General features: G+C 67.0%; 16 protein-coding genes. 5 read left to right on the forward strand and 11 right to left on the reverse strand.

Translation table 11 applies throughout. The annotated features are described in order from the left end of the window. Positions 1 to 55: 55 nt before the first annotated feature. Together IW256_RS32485 and IW256_RS32490 are read right to left on the reverse strand one after the other, a co-directional pair. Positions 56 to 265, reverse strand: a complete 210-nt coding sequence (locus IW256_RS32485; RefSeq protein ID WP_197014578.1) for a hypothetical protein — start codon at positions 263 to 265, stop codon at positions 56 to 58. After that, on the reverse strand, positions 262 to 825 hold the full coding sequence (locus IW256_RS32490) for an HdeD family acid-resistance protein (protein ID WP_197014579.1): 564 nt from the start codon (positions 823 to 825) through the stop codon (positions 262 to 264). Before IW256_RS32490 ends, IW256_RS32485 begins: the two co-directional genes overlap by 4 nt. Positions 826 to 1,069: 244 nt before the next feature. Here IW256_RS32490 and IW256_RS32495 point away from each other — a divergent pair, with 244 nt between their 5' ends. Continuing rightward, positions 1,070 to 1,498, forward strand: coding sequence for a DUF7144 family membrane protein (locus IW256_RS32495; RefSeq protein ID WP_197014580.1), 429 nt, complete (start codon positions 1,070 to 1,072; stop codon positions 1,496 to 1,498). Positions 1,499 to 1,520: 22 nt separating this feature from the next. On the opposite strand, the gene IW256_RS32500 is transcribed toward IW256_RS32495, so the two are convergent. Then, positions 1,521 to 2,147 carry a GAP family protein gene (locus tag IW256_RS32500; protein WP_197014581.1) on the reverse strand — a complete coding sequence of 209 codons (627 nt, stop codon included), beginning with the start codon at positions 2,145 to 2,147 and terminating at the stop codon, positions 1,521 to 1,523. A gap of 206 nt (positions 2,148 to 2,353) precedes the next feature. Here IW256_RS32500 and IW256_RS32505 point away from each other — a divergent pair, with 206 nt between their 5' ends. Beyond that, entirely contained in the window at positions 2,354 to 3,520 is a 1,167-nt protein-coding gene (locus IW256_RS32505; protein ID WP_197014582.1) for an NAD(P)/FAD-dependent oxidoreductase, read from the forward strand. Positions 3,521 to 3,529: 9 nt separating this feature from the next. On the opposite strand, the gene IW256_RS32510 is transcribed toward IW256_RS32505, so the two are convergent. The 4 genes from IW256_RS32510 to IW256_RS32525 form a co-directional block, all read right to left on the reverse strand. Beyond that, on the reverse strand, positions 3,530 to 3,874 hold the full coding sequence (locus tag IW256_RS32510; RefSeq protein WP_197014583.1) for a carboxymuconolactone decarboxylase family protein: 345 nt from the start codon (positions 3,872 to 3,874) through the stop codon (positions 3,530 to 3,532). Between the two features lie 250 nt (positions 3,875 to 4,124). Then, positions 4,125 to 4,649, reverse strand: a complete 525-nt coding sequence (locus IW256_RS32515; protein ID WP_197014584.1) for a hypothetical protein — start codon at positions 4,647 to 4,649, stop codon at positions 4,125 to 4,127. Positions 4,650 to 4,835: 186 nt separating this feature from the next. Then, on the reverse strand, positions 4,836 to 5,507 hold the full coding sequence (locus IW256_RS32520; protein WP_197014585.1) for a hypothetical protein: 672 nt from the start codon (positions 5,505 to 5,507) through the stop codon (positions 4,836 to 4,838). 242 nt (positions 5,508 to 5,749) lie between these two features. Beyond that, complete coding sequence (locus IW256_RS32525; protein WP_197014586.1) at positions 5,750 to 6,199, reverse strand: hypothetical protein; 450 nt, start codon at positions 6,197 to 6,199, stop codon at positions 5,750 to 5,752. Positions 6,200 to 6,428: 229 nt separating this feature from the next. Between IW256_RS32525 and IW256_RS32530 the strand changes: the two genes are divergently transcribed. The 3 genes from IW256_RS32530 (at position 6,429) to IW256_RS32540 (ending at position 11,908) form a co-directional block, all read left to right on the forward strand. Then, positions 6,429 to 7,214, forward strand: coding sequence for a hypothetical protein (locus tag IW256_RS32530; RefSeq protein WP_197014587.1), 786 nt, complete (start codon positions 6,429 to 6,431; stop codon positions 7,212 to 7,214). 205 nt (positions 7,215 to 7,419) lie between these two features. Further along, complete coding sequence (locus tag IW256_RS32535; protein ID WP_197014588.1) at positions 7,420 to 8,019, forward strand: DUF1707 SHOCT-like domain-containing protein; 600 nt, start codon at positions 7,420 to 7,422, stop codon at positions 8,017 to 8,019. Between the two features lie 943 nt (positions 8,020 to 8,962). Beyond that, positions 8,963 to 11,908 carry a tetratricopeptide repeat protein gene (locus IW256_RS32540; RefSeq protein ID WP_197014589.1) on the forward strand — a complete coding sequence of 982 codons (2,946 nt, stop codon included), beginning with the start codon at positions 8,963 to 8,965 and terminating at the stop codon, positions 11,906 to 11,908. A gap of 718 nt (positions 11,909 to 12,626) precedes the next feature. On the opposite strand, the gene IW256_RS32545 is transcribed toward IW256_RS32540, so the two are convergent. From IW256_RS32545 to IW256_RS42910, 4 genes are all read right to left on the reverse strand, one after another. After that, positions 12,627 to 13,256 carry a hypothetical protein gene (locus IW256_RS32545; protein WP_197014590.1) on the reverse strand — a complete coding sequence of 210 codons (630 nt, stop codon included), beginning with the start codon at positions 13,254 to 13,256 and terminating at the stop codon, positions 12,627 to 12,629. A 307-nt stretch (positions 13,257 to 13,563) separates the two neighbouring features. After that, positions 13,564 to 15,582, reverse strand: coding sequence for an AIPR family protein (locus tag IW256_RS32550; RefSeq protein ID WP_197014591.1), 2,019 nt, complete (start codon positions 15,580 to 15,582; stop codon positions 13,564 to 13,566). After that, entirely contained in the window at positions 15,575 to 16,582 is a 1,008-nt protein-coding gene (locus IW256_RS32555) for a PD-(D/E)XK motif protein (RefSeq protein WP_197014592.1), read from the reverse strand. The genes IW256_RS32550 and IW256_RS32555 overlap by 8 nt, the downstream gene beginning before the upstream one ends. Beyond that, positions 16,579 to 19,368 (reverse strand): Z1 domain-containing protein, encoded by a 2,790-nt coding sequence (locus IW256_RS42910; protein ID WP_197014593.1) that lies wholly within the window; start codon positions 19,366 to 19,368, stop codon positions 16,579 to 16,581. Before IW256_RS42910 ends, IW256_RS32555 begins: the two co-directional genes overlap by 4 nt. Positions 19,369 to 19,416 lie beyond the last annotated feature (48 nt).

A 19,416-nucleotide genomic window follows, 5' to 3' on the forward strand; every position in this document is an offset into this window, starting at 1 on the left:
TACCCGCCTCGCGCGCCGTGCCCGCCGCGCGCCGTACCGGGCCCGCCCGGGCCGTTCAGCCGGCCCGGGGCGGGAACCGGCGCACCTCGACCAGTTCCAGGCCGAGGTCCTGGATCCGTTCGAGCACGCCGTACAGGGCGGCCTGGTCGAGATCGGCGCCGCAGACGACCGTCTCGACCGGGTTCACCGTGACCGTGAGATCGGCGAAGGCCTTCCGGATCGTCTCGCTGATCCGGCCCCGGATCCTGATCTCGTAGAAGGTCATCGGCTCGCACCCATCAGCCGTCCGTGGGTGTCGGCATGGTGCACCCACAGGGTGAGGCCCAGGGTCAGCAGGCCCCAGGTGATGAGCCAGATGCCGAAGAACCAGGTCAGCACGGTCAGCGTGAGGCCCGGCCAGGCCAGCATGATCAGGCCCGCGATCACCGACAGCGCGCCCAGCGCGGCGATCCAGCCGCGTCCCGCCATGCCCCGGTCGGTCATCGCGGTGACCAGCTCCATCACCCCGCTGATCAGCCAGAACAGGCCGAACAGCAGGCCCAGGGCCACGATGGTCTGCAGCGGGTGCCGCAGGACGAGCACGCCGACGATGAACGACAGCACGCCCAGCAGGGTGAACAGCACGCGGGTGCCGCTGCTCGCCTCGGCCGAGACGATCGCCTGCACGATCCGGAACACGCCGTTGATCAGCAGCTGCACGCCGAACAGGACGGCCACCACGACCACGGTGGCGGCCGGCCACACCACGATGGCCACGCCCAGCGCTGCCGCGATGACGCCGACGGCCACGCCGACGCCCCAGGCCCCGCCCGTGAACCGCGTCATCATCCTTCCGCTGGCCGGCCCGCTCATCGGACCGGCCGGTGTCGCCGAAGTCATGTCCCCTCCCAGGCTCGCCGTCCGGCGTCGGGGGCACTCCGAGTCGACCGCGGCGACCGCCCGTACCGCATCATCCGTGGCGGGTGAACGGGCGCCGCCGGCCCGCGATCTCATCCGCCGCGGGTGATATGGACGGCGCTCCCCCTGGCCGACGATGGCGGTGTCCGATCCGATCAATCGGGGAGACGAGATGGCCGAGCAGATGAGCCACGGGCCGACGACGTACCGCGAGCCGGCGAACCGCTGGGCGACCGGATTCGCGTACTTCGCCGGATGCGTCATGGTCGTGGCGGGGATCTTCGGCGTGTTCGCCGGGATCGCCGCCATCCTCAAGAACGACGTGTTCGTGTTCCGCGGCGACTACGTGTTCAAGTGGGACGTGACGGGTTGGGGCTGGGTCCACCTCGGCATCGGGGTCCTGCTGGTGGTGGCCGGGCTGGCGGTGTTCACCGGGCAGCTCTGGGCGCGCGTGGTCGGCATCGTCGCGGCGGTGATCAGTGCCGTCGCGAACTTCGTGTTCCTGCCCTTCTTCCCCCTCTGGGCGATCGTGATCATCGCGCTGGACATCGTGGTGATCTGGGCCCTGGCGACGTACTCACCGGAGCGCGCCGCGTATTGAGGCGGTGCCCCGCGGGCGGGCGTCACACGATCAGCGCGATGAAGATCAGGCACGTGACCACGTTGATCACCCAGGCGTGCGAGTTCATCCACTCCCGCACCCGGGGCATCGCGTGGGCCGCGTGCCGGTGGAACAGCACCAGGGCCAGCAGGGGGGTCGCCGCGACCAGCACGGTGAGCCCGACGAACGGCAGCGCCGAGCCGAGTCCGGCGTCCACCTGCTCCAGGTGCGCCCCGACCGTGAGCATGACCATGATGTCCGAGGGCATCAGCAGGATCACCAGCAGCCCGGTGAGGAGCGCCTTCCGCGGGGTCGCCTCCATCAGCCTGGCGAGCCACGTGGGCGGCTCGATCGTCTCCCGCCGGACGAAGTTCTTCACCGCGAGGGCGATCAGCGCCGCGACCAGGGCGTACTGGACGATCAGCCCGACCGAGCCCTTGTTGCCGGAATGGTCGAAGCTGACCGCGCTGCCCACCAGGGCGAAGATCCCGCGGGTGATCGCGACTCCCACCAGCGTGGCGACGAAGACGCCGGCCAGGAAGGCCAGGGAGACGCGCACCGGCTGCCTGGTCGTCACCAGGATGATGGCGGACATGATCTGCGGCCCGGCCATCATGGTGATGGCCAGCGGCAGGATTTCAAGGTGCACGCTTCCTCCTCAAACCTCGCGGTTCGGGGACCCCGTGCGGCGAGCGTAGGCACGCCCCTCCCGCGCGCGGCTCGCCCGCGGCGGGTGATCCGCTCCGGGCGGGCTCGTGTCCGAGGTGTGTCCTGTCTCACATCCCTGTCATGTCACGTTCTGGGGGCGGCCCCCGTCGCCAAGGGCGACAGCAGCCCTCGAACCGGGAGTGACAGATGCCGACCGACCACCAGATCATCGTCCTGGGGGCCGGATACACCGGGACGATGTGCGCGATCCGCCTGGCCCGCCGTACCCGCCGGCTCGGCACCGCGATCACGCTGGTCAACCCCACGCCCTGCTTCGTCGAACGGCTCCGCGTCCACCAGATCGCCGCCGGCCGGGAACTGACCGAGCACTCCCTCCCCGACCTCCTGGAAGGCACCGGGATCACCTTCGTGCGCGGCACGGTCACCGCCATCGACCCCGAGACCCGCCAGGTCACGATCGACGGCGCGGACACCCGGTCCTACGACACCCTGGTGTACGCGCCGGGCAGCGGCACCGACACGACCCGCGTCCCCGGCACGGGCGATCACGCCTTCACCCTCGACGACCCCCGCCCGTTCTCCGCCCGCCTGGACGAGCTGGACGCCGCCGGCGGCGGCACCGTCACCGTCTGCGGCGCCGGACTCACCGGGGTCGAGGCCGCCGCCGAGATCGCCGAGAACCGCCCCGGCCTCCGGGTGGCCCTGGTCAGCCGCGACGAGCCCGGCGCCCTGATGGGCGAGAGGGCACGGGGCTACCTGCACCGTTCACTGGACCGCCTCGGCGTCACCCGCATGACCGGCGTGACGGTGACCAAGGTCCTGCCCGAGGCGATCGAACTGGACGGCGGCGAACTCCTCCCCACCGGCGCCTGCCTGTGGACCGCCGGCGTACGGGTCCCCGCGCTGGCCGCCGAGGCCGGGCTCGCCACCGACGAGAACGGCCTGGTCGAGGTGGACGCCACGCTCCGTTCCACGTCCCACCCGGACGTCTACGCCATCGGCGACGCCGCGGCGCTCCGGCAGGCCTGGGGCCGGGTCCACGGGACCTGCCAGAGCGGCCTGCCCGCCGCCGCGTACGCCGCCGACACCATCGCCCGCAGGCTGCGAGGTAAGAACGTCAAGCCGTTCCGGTTCGGCTTCGTTCACCAGCCGGTCAGCATCGGCCGCCGCGACGCGGTCATCCAGTTCACCCGCGCCGACGACACCCCGCGCCGCTGGTACCTCACCGGGAGAGGCGCGGTCGCCTACAAGGAGACCATCAGCAACGGCCCGCTCACCATGTACCGCCTGAGCAAGCGGTTCAACGTCACCGCCACACTCTCCAAGGGAGGCCGTGCCACCCGCGAAGCCTGACCGCGCGGACTACTGCTCGGCCGCCATCTCGGCCGCCACCGCCACGCCGAAGCACCGCAGCACCTTGCCGGCGGCCGACGCCACCCGCGCGCTGCCGACGACCGGCGAGATGGCGACCAGCATCCCCTGCGCCTCCTCCAGCGTGACCCCCGCGTCGGCGGCCATCCCCAGGTTGATCACGTACGACGCCGGAGCGGCGTCCATCGCCACGAGCGCCGCCAGGCGGACGAGAAAGTAGGTCTTGGGGTCGAGTCCCGAACTCTCCAGCGAGTCCAGGTTCATCTCGACGAGTTGCTCCAGCACCGGAGCGTCGCCCTGCGCCACACTGCTCAAGGTCGCTTGCGGAGTGGTCATGTTCTCTCCCAACGCCGTTCGAGGGGGCTCATGCCACGCTGCTGCCAACCCGCCACGTCCCGTATCACCCGGCAAGGGTGAACGAGCAGCCGGACGCCCCGTATTCGGGAACAGGGGGGAGCATCACCAGCCCATCGGCACCGTCTCGGACAACCGCCAACGGTTGCGCGGCCTGCCCGTCCTCCCGGCCACCCGCTCGACGCCGGTTGCGCGCGGCCTGCCCGCCCTCCCGGCCACCCGGGAATCCGGGTCAGAACGCCCGGGCCCGGTCGAGCAGTTCGCGTACGTCCCCCTCGAACCGCAAGCGCCGCACCACCCTGCGCGGAAAAGTGACCGGAAGGTAGAACTCGAAAAGGCCGCCCGAGCGGTGCTTCAAGGCGATCACCACCGCCGTGTCCAGCCGGGGCGGCCCGCCCAGCAGGAGCGGAAGGACCCAGCCCCACGTCCGGGAGTCGATCGCGTTCCCGTACACGAGGGCGGCGCAACGGCTCGTTCCCAGCTTGGCGTGCACGACGGGGTAGAGGGAACGCATGGACCGGGGGCCGTCCCAGTCGACGTATTCTCCAAGGTCGCCGACGCTGAGCGTCTCCGTCCGCACCTCCACTCCCCGCTCCCCGTCGTGGAGCGTGACGCAGAGATTCCGCACGCCTCGCCGCCGCGTCCATTGCCGCGGGGCGACTCGCACGGCCACCTCAAGGACGCGCACATAATCCTCGCGGACGTCCGCTGGAAGGTGTTCGAGCTTGTCCAGCACGACATCGACCCAAGAACTCATTTCGCCCCACCGATATCCAATTGGAACGCCAGAGCACGTTATCCAACCCGCCGGCCTCGAACCACGTCCACGAGGGTCAACCAGCCACCCAGCAGGCCAAACGAGACCGTCCGGCCGCCGCGGCCGTCCCACACGAGATGATCGACGCCGCTGGACGCACCGACACCGTTCGACATCGGACGAACGTCACGCCGGGCCGCCCACATACGGGTAGCCGATGATGTCGAGCGTCCCTGCCAGCGCGCCGAGGTCGGTGGACGGGTTGACACGCCGGACGAGTTCCTCGTCCAGGGGCCGATGCTCGAAGACGGCAGTGACGTCCGCGACGGCCAGTTGCACCTCGAAGTAGTCCTTGACGTAGTCGCAGTACGCCTCCGGAGAGCCCTCGACGAGCAGGTCGAACATCCACCCGGCCCCATCGTCATCGAACTCGATGTCCCCGGTCCGCCATACCGGATCCTCGTTCAGGCGCCACAGGCAGACCGTGGCCGCCAGGAACGGCTCCGTCATCCCCACATGGCAGAAGGCCGGTTCGGTCAGCACGCCGGCGAACTCGTCCGGAACCGATTCGACCAGCCCGGGCCAGAGCGTGTAGTCCTCGTTCGCGTAGGGGCTCATCGGGGACTCGTGATCGAACCCGCGGATGAAGGCGCCCGCGGCCGTGAAGACGATCGAGTACTCGTCCCCGCTGCCGTTGTCCATCGACGCGAGTTCCACCCCGTCGGCCCACCCACTGTGGAACGTGTACTTGGCGTAGCCGTCCGGGCTCAAGATCGCGTCCAGGACGGCGAAGGACCGGCTCAGAGCCCGGACGGTGGCGATGGACGGAAGACGTTCGGCGAGTTCTGCGGCGTTCATCGCGCCATTCAACCGGCCATGACCGACAACAAGCGGTCAGGGGCGCCCCGCGCACCTACGCGGCGCTACCTGCGAAGCCGCAGCCTGCTCCTCGGCGCAGTGGCGGACGGCAGGACGCATCCATTGCCGTCGCCCTCGAGAAAAGACCGCAAGGACGGAAGGTGCGGTAGACCTCCCGACCACGGGACGCGTCCGCACTCACGGGCAGCGCCACGCTACCGACCGTTCGCCGGTTCAGGAACCTAGAACAGCCGCCCGCGATACGGATGGCGCCGCTTCCAGAATCTCTCCCAGAGAAGGACCTCCGCCTCTGGAAGTGGTAGCTCCGGCCAGTATTCACGATAACTATCAGGCTGCTCAGGAATGGTGCACAGGAAGCGCCAGTAGTCCTCCACGACACTATGCAGCTCATCGAGCGTGTACGCACCACGCTCTTGCTCCGAGTAGAGATTCTGGAACCGGATCCCGGACGCACTGATCGTGGTGTCGAAGCTCTCGCTGCTCCAGGGTTCGACCGGGCGTCCGGCCACGGCGTCGTCGACGCTCGCGAGGGCGTCCAGGCAGACACCCAGGTGTGTGCCCATTTCCCCGATCACCCAGGCCCCCAGGGCGCGATACTTCTTATTACCCTCCGGGATCGTCCGGAAGCGCGGCCGCCCGTTCTCACTCAGCAAAAAATAGACGAGAGCCATGACAGGAAATGATTCCATACTTCATCGACCACCAGCGAGGACAACAACCGCATGGTTTGGTGAGCGACAGTCAGAACAGCCGGCGGCCTGTGGCCCTTCAGACCCGCTACTGAAAGGTAGACGATCGGCCATGGGATGATCAGGATGCCACCATATCTGCTCATCTGCCGAACCGGTCGCGGGTAACATATCGCGAAACTAGGGCGACCCTCACGAGGCAGAGGTGCGGATGGATCCGAAAGTCCTGCTTGATCTGGCGGACCTGCCCCACCTCAAGCACGAGAGGCTGGCGCTGCGCCTTCTGCCGGTCGCAGATCTGGAACCGATACTGCTCCCACTGGTCAACAGCGACGCCGGACTGGCCTACCGATCGGTGCACGGCCCGGTGGTCACGGCGAAGGAGCCGGTCGTCCGGCTCCTGGACACCGTTCTCGAGAAGGCGATGCCAGAGGCCTTCGACCCGCTACCCGCCCGCGACCATTGGGATACGGAGGAGGCATTGCCGGCCGGCCCCGGCCCGTTCGGTTCCGGTCTCCTGGCCCTCGGATCCGTGGACGAGCCCGCGGTGTTGCGCGTCACCGACTGGCAGCCGCCAGGGCCTGACGCCCTCTTCGGAGACAGCTTGCCGGAGCCGGAGACCACGACCTGGTCCATCGAGTACGACGAGGAAGCGGAGAACCGCTCCCCGGCCGCCTGGCTGGAGTTGACCGGACCGCTGGAAGCGCTGCGCGGCTACCTGTACCGGCGATTCCACCGGGATGTCAATGACCTCGCCCTGAGCTGGGACAAGGACCTCGAACGCACCCAGCGAATCGAGTACGCAGCTGAGGCACGACGTTTCCTCGACGGCGTGCTGACCGTGTTCCCGCCAGAGAAGTCCCGCTACTTCCTGGGTCACAACGCCGGCTGGGATCGCCATGACGAGGACTACCTGGCGCACGACACGGTGATCGGTGTCGTCGGCGACGAGTACCTCCTGCTCATGTACCTCTACTACAGCCGCTGGTACGGCTGAGTCTTCGCGAGCCGAGACCCGGCCCTGCCGGTCACCTCCAGCCCCCTGACCGACGCGATCCTGACAGCCCTCGTCTCGCCGCCCTCGCCCGTAGGACCACGCGCCGGGATCGGGGAAGACGTCCAGAAACCCGCGTCACCACATCCTCCCGGTAACCACCGCCGAAGGCGGTTGTCATACCAAAGTGGTCCGTATCATCGGTCACATGACTGCGGCAATCCCGGACCCCGCTCGCCAACCAGACCTGCGTGTCTCACATGCCGAACGCGACGCGGTGGTGGAGCAACTGCGGGAGGCCGCGGCGGAGGGCCGCCTCGAAATCGGCGAACTGGAGACACGGCTGGAGCAGGCCCTCACCGCCAAGACCTACGGGGACCTGGTCCCGCTCACCGCGGATCTCCCACCTGTCGCCACGCCGAACGACGGCAAGCCTCTCGTCCTCAAGGGCGGCGTTCACGGCGCGACGCGGAACGGGCGCTGGCAGGTACCCGCCCGAATAACCGCGCACGGCGGCGTCGGAGGCGTCAAGCTCGACTTCACCCGGACCCAGTGCGGCTTGCGAGAGGTGGAGATCGAGGCTCACGGCGAAATGGCCGGCGTGACGATCGTCATCCCCGACGACTGGGCCGCCGACACCGGGGGCCTGGAACCTGGCCTGGGCGGTCTTAAGGACAAGACCACGGATGACAGGCGGCCGGGCACTCCCCTGATCCGCCTCTCCGGCAACGGCGGCCCCGCCGGTGTGGTCATCCGCCACCCCAACAAGTGGGAACGCCGCAAGCTCAAGCGCAACCCGCCCCAGTGAGCCCGGCACCCAGCGACGCGTTCCGGGACGCCGCGACCTCGATGGAGATCCAGCGATCTCCGGATGACAGGTGGCTGCCCGGCAGATCGAGGTAGAGCGCTGTGAGGTTGGCGAGCCTGCCCAGGCTCTCCGGCAGGCGGTCCAGCCGGTTGTTCGCCAGATGAAGCCGGGCTGGACGACGACCCCATCCTGGTCGCCGTGGAAAATCGTAGGCTCGGTGGAGCCATCGGCCCGTTGTCCACGATGGTCGATGCAGTCGGTGCGCGACAGCAGCCACCACAATATTTCGCAGTCCACCCTTGCTACCCTCACCGCGGCCCTGGGCGTGCTCTCTGGCTGGCCGCCAGGGCCTGGGACCCCCCGCAACGGCGCCGACTACAAGCTTCTTCAAGCAACTGCCGGCAGTGCCGCCGAGAACCTCTGCATGGCCGAAGGCATGGACACCCTCGGGTACGGGTGCACGAAGGAACTCATGTCCCGAAGCCAGCTTCGGCCTGGTGAGTCCGTAGGGGCCATCGAGGGTGCTGGAATGGCGGCCTAACGATCAAGAGGCCGGTCTCCCTGGCGGAGAGCCGGCCTCTGACCTGGCATTACCTGTCGGGGTGGCGGCATTCGAACCCACGACCTCTTCGTCCCGAGCTATCGGCAATCCCAGGCTTTCCCGCTCCGCCGCACCTAGACCCGTCGTGGTCGTGCGCTGAGCTGAGCGACTTGAAGACGTCGTTGCTGCACTTCCTGCACTACAGCAGTCAGCCTTACCTGAGGCGACGCCCGTGTCGGAGGACAGGCTGTCCCGCAGCCGGATCGGCCGCGGTCCGTACCGTCGTGGAACGGGCGGCCTGTTCCCGATTTTGATCTCTGACCCGAGCCCAGGCGTCTGGACGGATGACCGCATCCTTTTCAAGTCTGATCCTGGTCTGTTCGTTGGCGGTATGTTCCGATCGTGGGTTGGGATAGCGAGGGTGTGCTGGCGGGCCGGTACCGGAGGCTGGGGCTGATCGGGCAGGGCGGGATGGGCGCGGTGTGGCGCGCCTATGACACCGACCTGGAACGCGAGGTGGCCGTCAAGGAACTGCGGGTGCCCGAGCAGGTCACCGAGCAGGAACGGCGCGTGTGGTACGCGCGGATGCAGCGGGAGGCCCGGGCCGCCGCGCGGCTGAGGCACCCGGGGATCGTCACCGTCTACGACCGGGTGATGGGCGAGGACGGCCGGCCGTGGATCGTAATGGAGCTGATCCACGGGCAGTCCCTGGAGCACCTGTTGACCGAGCGGCAAGCCCTGCCCGAGCGGCAGATCGCTGCGATCGGGCTGGCGATGCTGGAGGCGCTGTCGGCTGCACACGCGCACCGTGTCGTGCACCGCGATGTCAAACCGGCCAACGTGCTGCTGGAGGGCGATCGCGTCGTCCTCACCGACTTCGGCATCGCCGCGGTGGAGGGCGATGCCACTCTCACCCGTACGGGCACGGTGCTGGGCACGCCCGCCTTCATGTCCCCCGAGCAGATAACCGGCCGGGCCGTCACTGCCGCTTCGGATCTGTGGTCACTGGCCGCGACCTTGTACGCGGCGGTGGAAGGCCGCCTGCCGTTCAACGCCCCCACACACGGGGCACTGTTCATCGCCATCGCCACCCAGGACCCCGCGCCACCCGGATGCGGCGGGCCGCTCGCGCAGGTCCTGAACGGCCTGCTGCGCAAAGATCCCGCCGACCGGCTATCGGTCGCGCAGGTCCGCGCCCTGCTCACCACCGTGACCGGTCCCGGGCCCGACGTCCAGGCTCGACCCGCTGACCGTCCACCCGTGGCCCGCACCCTCAGCTACACCGACGAGCTGACCTCCGTACGCGGCCCTATGCCCTTCCCGGATGACAAGGGGAGGCCCCAGCCGGCCCGTGCTGCCAAGGAGCTGCCCGAGCAGGAGGCGGTCGCCAAGTACCGGGAGCTGGCCAAGGCCGCCCCTGACCGCTACCGCCCCGACCTCGCCAAATCGCTGCGCAATCTCGGCAGCACGCTGAAGAGGCTGGGCCGCCATACTGAGGCGGCGCCTGTGAGGCAGGAGGCGGTCGCCATCTACCGGGGGCTGGCCGAGGCCGATCCTGGCCGCTACCGCCCCGACCTCGCCCTTGCGCTGCACAACCTCGGCTTCACGTTGGGGGAGCTAGCCCGCCATGCTGAGGCGGCGCCCGTGAAGCAAGAGGCGGTCGCCATCTACCGGGGGCTGGCCGAGGCCGATCCTGGCCGCTACCGCCCCGACCTCGCCCTTTCGCTGCGCAATCTCGGCAACACGTTGTGGAAGCTGGATCGTTTCGCCGAGGAACTGCCCGTGGAGCAGGAGGCGGTCGCCATCTACCGGCCGTTGGCCGACGCCGCCCCTGACCGCTACCGCCCCGACCTCGCCCTTGCGCTACGCAACCTCGGCTTCACGCTGTTGAAGCTGGGCCGCCATGGTGAGGCGGCGCCTGTGAGGCAGGAGGCGGTCGCCATCTATCGGCGGCTGGCCAAGGCGGATCCTGGCCGCTATCGCCCTAACCTCGCTCTATCGCTGCGCAATCTCGGCAACACGTTGTGGAAGCTGGATCGTTTCGCCGAGGAACTGCCCGTGGAGCAGGAGGCGGTCGCCATCTACCGGCCGTTGGCCGACGCCGATCCTGGCCGTTACCGGCCCGACCTTGCCCAGTCTCTGAGCAATCTCGGCAGCACGCTGTTGAGGTTGGATCGCCATGGTGAGGCGGCGCCCGTGAGGCAGGAGGCGGTCGCCATCTACCGACGGTTGGCCGACGCCGATCCTGGCCGCTACCGCCCCAACCTCGCCCAGTCTCTGAGCAATCTCGGCAGCACGCTGAAGAGGTTGGATCGCCATGCTGAGGCGGCGCCCGTGAGGCAGGAGGCGGTCGCCATCTACCGGCGGCTGGCCGAGGCCGATGCTGACCGTTACCGTCCCGACCTCGCCCTTGCGCTGCACAACCTCGGCTTCACGTTGGGGGAGCTGGGCCGCAATGCCGAGGCGGCACCCGTGAAGCAGGAGGCGGTCACCACCTACCGGCCGTTGGCCGACGCCGATCCCGGCCGTTATCGCCCTGACCTCGCCCAGTCTCTGAGTAACCTCGGCAACACGCTGTGGAAGCTGGACCGTTTCGCCGAGGAGCTGTCCGTGGAGCAGGAGGCGGTCGCCATCTACCGGCCGTTGGCCGACGCCGATCCTGACCGCTACCGCCCTAACCTCGCCCAATCGCTGCGCAACCTCGGGTTCACTCTGGGGAAGCTGGATCGCCATGCTGAGGCGGCGCCCGTGAGGCAGGAGGCGGTCGCCATCTACCGGGAGCTGGCCGAGACCGATCCTGATCGTTATCGCCCCAACCTCGCCCTTTCGCTGCGCAACCTCGGGTTCACGCTGTGGAAGCTGGATCGTTTCGCCGAGGAGCTGTCCGTGGAGCAGGAGGCGGTCCCTCTCTACCGGCGGCTGGTCGAGGCCGATCCTGACCGCTACCGCCCTGATCTCGCCCAGTCGCTGAGCAATCTCGGTAACACGCTGTGGAGGCTGGATCGCCATGCCGAGGCGGCGCCCGTGAGGCAGGAGGCGGTCGCCATCTATCGGCGGCTGGCCGAAGCCGAACCTGATCGTTACCGCCCTAACCTCGCCCAATCGCTCCACAACCTTGGCCTCACGCTGTGGAAGTTGGACCGTTTCGCCGAGGAGCTGTCTGTGGAGCAGGAGGCGGTCGCCATCCGCCGGGGGCTGGCCGAGGCCGACCCTGACCGCTACCGCCCCGACCTCGCCCAGTCGCTGAGCAACCTCGGCAACACGCTGAAGAGGCTGGACCGTCATACCGAGGCGACATCCGTGAGACAGGAGGCGGACACCATCCGCCAGCAACTGGGCCAAAGCTAACCCCGACCGCTACCGCCCGGTGACAAGTCCACCCCCGGCCGCCCGCCCGCCTTCGACTTACGAGCGCTGGAAACCGCTGCGGAGTGCTGCTGGCCGGCCTCTGTTTTGTCCGGTGGCGGGAGGCGGCGCGAGTAGTGTCGCAGTAATCGGTCTGGGGAAGTCGTTGGCCGCCGCTGCGAAGCTGGCATCGTCCCCGTGTGCTTTCACCTCGACGGCCGGAGGCGCTTCGCTTCTGCGGGTGGCGCGGCAGTGGACGGCGTGGATGGCCGATTGGGCATCGCTGAGAGCCGCGCAGAGAGCTCGGGCATGCTGCCTGGCTTCGGCTAGAGCTTGGCCGTGGCGGCTCAGGCCGTCCGCGAGACCCCAGCTGTCCGTGCTACCGGGGGAAGCTCACACCAAGCTGATGAAGTCCTGGCGTGGAGATCACACACGGCTCGTCCTGCTCGTCGCCGAACATCTCAGGGCGCGCCGTGATCAAGTCGCGGCGAAGGCCGCGGCCGCCTTGGAATCCTGCCATGCGGCCGCCGAGCCGACTGGCCCGAAGGTCGTCCGTCACCCTCCATGGCGGTCGGCATCTCCATGTCGCAGCCTGGGCGCCCCGAGGATAGGAGCACATCTATGGTGCCCTCAGCGGGTGCAGGCTGTCTTCCGCCAGTGCTGGTGGGCAAGCGGCTCACACTTGCAGCACGGAGTTGGCAAGACAGGGCCTTACCGCCCCTCAGTAGTTGCTGAGGCGCTCAAGCTCGTCTTCAAGCCCCTCGACCCATGTTGGTTGCGGTAGGGCGTCAAAGGCTTCTCGGTGTTCCAGGACCGACTGGCCCAGAGCGTGGATAGCGGTCACTGACTTCGCGTACACATACCATCGGCCCCATTGTTGGCCGATTCCACAGCCTGTGCGCTTTGCGAGCCTGGCCATCAGAGCCGCACGCTCCGCATCGGGGATTACCCCCACCATCGGGTACTCGGCATGGTGCTGATTGTCCAGCCCGCTTGAGCAAGAGTAGAAAGTAGCGGTCCGAGCTGCACTAAGGGCAAGGCTCAAGCCTGCTACACCTACGTCGTTCCAGTAAAAGCTGGCCATGAACTCGGAGTACTCCAGATCACCCTCTTCTTGAACCGCAACGAGGATCTCCTCGATGCCGTCTGGCTCGCTCGAACGAGCCGCCCGCTCTAGAACCTCGGCTTCTCTCGCGAGGCAATTCGTGGCTTCCTCCCAACTGGGCAGCCCCAGGCACTCATATTCGTGGTGCTCGGTGAAGCCGCTAGCCACCGCCGCAGCCGTCAAGTTGGTCCGTAGATCGGCTACTTCGAAGTCGTAGCCGATCTCTACGTCAAACTCGGGAACCATGCCCCCATCATGCCCGGTAGGCAGCCAGCACAGAAGGTCGTTCGGCCTCTTAATTCACCAAGCTTCGCACTGTTCCCAGGCTGCAAACAGGACGGCGTGGTGCCAGCCTTGAAGGGAGTGCCTACTTGACCAAACCAGGCCAAAGTATGAGCTTGTCCCCTGTTGGCCCTCTCCTTGGACCGATGAGGGCCGGATACCTCGGCGACCACCAGAGCTTCAGTGCGAATATAGGGACCGGCCGGTATCAACTTGTAGATGCAACACCTTTGAGCAGGAGCCCTTGCCACGGGATGGTGGGTCGACGGGATTACGTCGTCTCGTGATCGAGCACAGCGGAAGCGGGGTGGAATCCCTCCCGCAGCGCCTCCTCGTAGACCTCAATTGCCTGCCTGGCCTGGACTCCGACCACCCGTCGCCCTTGCGACAGACGCTGAGCGACACGCTCGGCGAGCTGCCTATCCACAGGACGCAGGACCCTGCCTTCGCGGGCCCAGTCAGCGAGAGCCCGCCACTCTTCGCTGGGGATGTCCTCGACAGCAGCTTCGGCCTCGTCAGACTCGGTGCTCTCGGGAGAGGCGATTTCGAAGGGCTCGGCTGTGAGTTCGCTTACCAGCGCATCGGGGACTGTCCACGGGATGCGGGACACCTCGTCCCAGCAGTCGGGCTTCTTCGCCCACTCCGACACGTGCCGGCCGCCAGAGATCACCGTCTCCATGATGAGAGGGCAAAGCTCATCGAGAGCTTCTCTCAGAGCGTTCGTGGTGCCCTGCTCGTTCCAGATCCTGTCGAGGTCGATCCGCTTTTCGGTGGCAAGTGAGAGCCGGGCGACCGTGTAGGTCGTGATCAGCCGTTTGTGGCTGCCGGCCGAATGTGTACGGGCGATCCGGTCGGCTGCCTGGAAGAGGAGGGCGGTCGCGATGGCACGCTTGCAGTACTGCACGTCCACAACGGGATCGGACTTCTCGATTCGCTCCATGAAGTGGGCGAAGTTCTTTTGGGCGCCGCGGCTCACCCAGTACGGGAGCTGTTCCCAGGAGTGCACGAAGGTGGCCAGGTCGGACTTGCTGAATCTCTGCCGCGTCGGTGTGATCAACTTGAACTTGCGCTGGGCGGCGCGGGTCTCGTGCTCGGCGGACTTGTCGGTGTACTGGCCTCGTGCCCGCTCGTAGAACCACCGCGTCTCCTGTCCGCTGCCGTTGGCGGCAGGAGCCCACAGGCTGCGGGAGACACGCTCGAAGGCGACGTGGAACTCGTGGTTCGAGCTGAAGTCGACCAGCGTCACCTTGTTCTGGGTGTTGGAGTACTGGGAGATTCTTGGAACGATCTCGGACAGGTGTGCGGGATCGACGATCGTGAGCTTCATCTGCACGTAGACCCCGGCCAAGTCCCGCTTGTCACGGGTCAGAACGTGGTGCAGCGAGGCGGTGGTCTGGCCGCCGTTGACGATCTGGAGGCCGGTCATGCTCCTGATGGCGACGGGAATGCCGGCCTCATCGTTCTCGAAGTCCACGTCTGAGGCGGTGGCGGTCACGCCGTTGTTGTAGGCGAGGAACCGGCTCGGGGCGTTCAGCAGAGTCTCGCGGATGCCCTTGTTCACGGCACCACGGGTCTGAAGAAAGGATCGGACGTTGAGCTCGAGCAGCCGGGTCCGGTGCTCCTTGTACAGCTCGGCCAGCTGTCGACCAGGAATCACTGTCAGAACGACCGAGTAGTTCGGCTCGTCGCTGTGAGCCGCAAGACAGGGAAGAGGGCGCTCGAAGGTCACCTTGATGGGCTCGCCGATGCTTCCTGAGGTCTCGTGCCTGTGGAGCCGCGCGAGGTCCCAGAGTTCGTAAGTGACAGGGATGCCCTCGAACTCTCCGGGCTCGGGGGCGCTCGTCGTGCTGACGCGGTTGCTGAGAAGGAAGAGGCGGATTTTCAGGACGTTCGACAGCGCCTTCTCCACACCGGTGCACATATCGTACACATCGGTGTTGTCCTCCTGGTTGGGGCGGATGGCAGTGTGCTTGCCCAGAAACGCGAACAACCTGCGGAAGAGCCTGTCGGACTCGACCTTGGTCAGTTTGCTGCTCAACGGGGTCAGGCTGAAGTCCGTGGTGTAGAGATCAAGGCTGGATCCGTCCTCGGGCAGGCCGTAGCCGTAGATCTCCAGTCCCCGGGAGTAGTGGTAGGCGAGCGCGGCGTCGGTGACCACCCCGGCCTCTTCGAGGATCTCGTGTACACGCTGGGTGAACGTGTTGGGGATCGAGCCGCCCTCGGCGTCCGCCAGCGCCTGGACGTCGGTGACCAGCGCGCGCGAGTACTCGTGGAGGTCGTGATCAGCCATGGGTTCCTCGGAACAGGTCGACCAGGGTTTCGGCGGTCACACTGTGGGATGACAGAGCCGACACGTCGATGGTGTAGGCGCAGTTACCGACCCCAGGTGGCAGTTCGGCCTCGACAATCCGGGGAAAACCTTCCCCTACCGCCCAGAACTCACTGCGACGCAGGGTGTAGCGATCCTGGTCGTAGATGTCCCGCTGGCTCGGCAGATAGCCCGCTTGGATCAGCAGACTCTCGAAGCGCTGGGAGGCGGACGGCGCTGTCAGGTGGGCTCGTATCTCGTCCACCAGGGCGTTCAGACTCATGCCGAGACCCCGCTGCCGGTCATCGAGGACGAAGTGGGCCAGTGCGAGGGGCGTCGAGCCGGCCGTGTCCAGCTGTCGCTCGCTCGCGATCTGGATTGTCCGGGGAGACCGGGCCGTGGTCGCCTTCACCTCGACCGCGGCACCGGGCAATTGGAAGTCCTGGTTCGTTTGGCGCGGGCCGGTCCAAGAGCTGATAGCTGTGTGCTGGCCGACAGCCGTCAGCACGTGCTCGAGGAGGAAGTGAAGTTCGCCGAAGAGGCCACACCGGGCCTGACGGGACAGGCCCTCGCGCGCCACCGAACGCAACAGCTGCTGCCACCGGACGTAACGGCGAACCGCGGCCTCCGCCGCCGTTTCGGCGGTCGGCGCGTCCCGCACCACCTCTACGATGTCGGAGACGAGCGGGGTGAACACCTCCGTGAGTTCGTCGTCGGTGAGCACGACCTGGAGTTCGTAGCGGTGGCCGGACATCGACGACAGGTTCAGCTGCAGACCACGAGTGGACGGCAGCTCGTAGATCTCCTTACGTATGGTGTCGGTGGTCATGGCATCGACGCCGAGCAGCAGCATCCGCCGGAGGGCCGGGTGCGTCACCGCTACATGGATGTCGTGCGGGGAGTCGGGGTAAAGCCGTCGGGTGGACCTGCCCGGGGTCTGTTGGCGAGTCTCCAGCTCCTGCCACATGTTCTCGTCGATCACTCTTCGTCCTCGAAGTCGTCGAACTCCATGTCCTGCTTGAACCAAATGTCGTTCACCACGTACTCGGTTTTCGCCTGGTTGCTGGAGAACGGGAAGCTGATGGCGAATCCGACCAGCGGGGCGGCTGGCGGGGGGTTCCCCGATGACTTGACCACCTCGGCAGGGTTGAGGGGGTACAGCAGAAGCAGCGGCTGGTCAGGGCGGCGCTGGTGACGCAGGGGCCGACCACGGGGGGTGTCGGGATCGAACGGTTCGCCCTTCTTGTTGAGCTTTCCCTTCGCGGCCTCCTTCGTGGCCTTCAGCGCACGCTCCTTCTGTTCGTCGGTCAGGTCGCAGAGCTCATCGGGCGGGTTGAGCACACGCTTGATGGTGTAGCGACCGGGAACGACCGGCGAGGACTTGGAGTGACTGCGCGTGATGAGGCCGATGGGATGGCCCGCAATCTCCTCCACCGCATCCTTGGATGGGCGGCTGACCAGGCGAACTGTCCAGTTGCCCAGCTCACCCTGCTTGGCACACTGCCGTACGTACTCTGCGATGAAAGCCGGCCGAACCCTCTGGGCCTGCCGGTCGGTGAGGTAGGAGTCGAGGAACCCTTCGGTGATGTCCGAGGCTGCGACGCCACTCCAGGTGATGTGCCCGCTCCTGCCGTCCACCTCCCCTGTGGAGAGTGCGTCGAGGCGTGCGACGAACGACTCGAGAAGCTCGAAGTTGTTGCGGACCACCTTCTCGGAGAGGTCGAAAATGGTTGTCTCAGGAAGCTCGCCGGAGTAGCTGAGAAGGACACGCGTGCCCTGCCTCATTTTGTTGGAGGCCGTGATGCCGAGGCCGAGCGAGGAGGTCCTGACCTTGAGACCGTACTCGCGGGGGGTGAGCCCCACCGCGGCCATCTCCTCGACGTCGCGCCGGAGTTCGTCGGTGGCTGCGGTGATCTCCGCGTACTGGCGCTGCAGCGTACGTGTCGTGTACAGCCGGCACAGGTCCTCGTAACGAGGGCGGTAGCCGAACCAGCGGCCCATCTGCAGCAAGGTGTCGTACGTCTTGGAGGCGCGCAGGTAGTAGCTGACCGACAGCCCTTCGAGCGTCAGACCACGGGAGAGCTTCTCACCGCCGACGGCGATGACCGACAGGCCGGTCTCCTGGCGCTCGTAGTACTGGAGGGCGTCCTTCGCCGCACCGTTGACGGCCATTACGGTGATCTTCGCAAGGGCGGCGTGGAGGTGAGGTTCGACGTCCTCCCACTCGAGCCTCTCCCCGCCCATGTCCTCGGTGCAGGGGACGAAGTCCTCGTCCCACAGCTGTCGCAGCTCTTCCCCGAGTTTTACGCGGGCGCTGCTGAACCGGTCCTGGAAAACGTCGAAGAGCAGGCGCACGTAGGCGTCGATCTGGTCGCGGACCTGCTGCTGCACGGCGGTGAAGCGGGTGACGTGCACCAGCATGGAGTTGTGCACGGCGACCTGTCCCCGTGCTCGACGCGCCGCACAGGTCAGGACGAAGGACCGGATGGCGCGCTGCAGGGACCCGGGGAGGAAGTCGGGGACCTGGAGGTGGGACTTGTGCTTGTCCGGCATCCAGAGGTCCGTGTCGTTGATGTGCCTTATGAGCGGCAGCGGCTCGATGTCCTCCTCGTCGCTGTCGGTCTGTAGTCCGAAGAGACGCTCGGGACCGAGGTAGTTGGATGGGGCGCGCAGGGTGCGGATGAAGCTCTCCGGGAAGAGGTCCGGACCCAGCTTGTCGTGGTTGGCGTCGGGATCGATGTAGATGTTCGCGAAGGGAGTTGCGGTGTATCCGACGTACGATGCCTTCGTGAAGCTGTTGACCAAGCGCCTGATGGCCCTGTTGATCGCCGACGGGTTGGTGTCGGGGTCTTTGGAGGTGTTCACCCCGGCGTTGTCGGCCTCGTCATCGATCACGAACAAGGGGAGGTCGGGAACGACCATCCGGCCGGTCTCCGGGTCCTTCACTCCGTGGTTGTCGATCACCCAGTCCCGCAGGTTGTCGATGATCCGTCGGTGCTTCTTGACCACGAGGACCACCGGGACGCTGCCCACCGGCACGTTCGCAGAGACCGCCGTCTTTCGGGCGAAGTCCCCCTTCTCGTGGCTGGTGGTGAGCGATGCGGCCTTCAGGCGCTTGCCGTGCGACATCGCCCCAACACCGATGTGACGATGCGCGTCGTCGTCCGAGCGGAACTGGTACTGGGTGTCGAACCCGAGGAGCCCCTCGTCGATACGGAGCTGGGTCTGGCTGCGCAGGTCGTTGTGGATCCCGGCGAACACCACGATGAGCCGGTAGCCGGCATCGGCCGCCTTCGCGGCGAGCCCAATGAACTGCCCCGTCTTGCCGGACTGGACCTGTCCGATTACGAGTCCGGTCCGACGCCAGGCCCCCTCTCTCTGAGGGTCTTCCAGCTCACCGAGAACGTCGTCGGTGCTCTGGTCGAGTCGACGTACGACCTGTGGCGGGAGCTTGGAGACGCTCAGGAGGTAGCGCCGGTAGCGGTCCCAGAAGTCCCAGTCCCGGTCGGCCTTCGCGTCGGCGAGCCAAGGCACGTGACCCTCGTCGTTCTTCAGCGCTGAGGAGTCGACCTGAAACACCGAAGCCCGAGCCTCGAGAACCTTCCGCACCTTGTCCCGCTCCACGGTGATCCCCTGGGCAGCGAGAATGCTGACCGCGGTGTTCACGGCGAAGTCGACCTCGGCCGGCGTTGCCTGCCGGTCGCCGGGCAGGAGTAGCACCGCGGTCTGCTCGGCCTTCTCGAGACTGTCTTCGGGGGCGGTGCTCACAAGGACCTCCAGCGGCCGGGTCGGTTCGGGGTGGGGGACTACCGGTGG

This window comes from Actinomadura viridis (assembly GCF_015751755.1).
GTDB classification, from domain to species: domain Bacteria; phylum Actinomycetota; class Actinomycetes; order Streptosporangiales; family Streptosporangiaceae; genus Spirillospora; species Spirillospora viridis.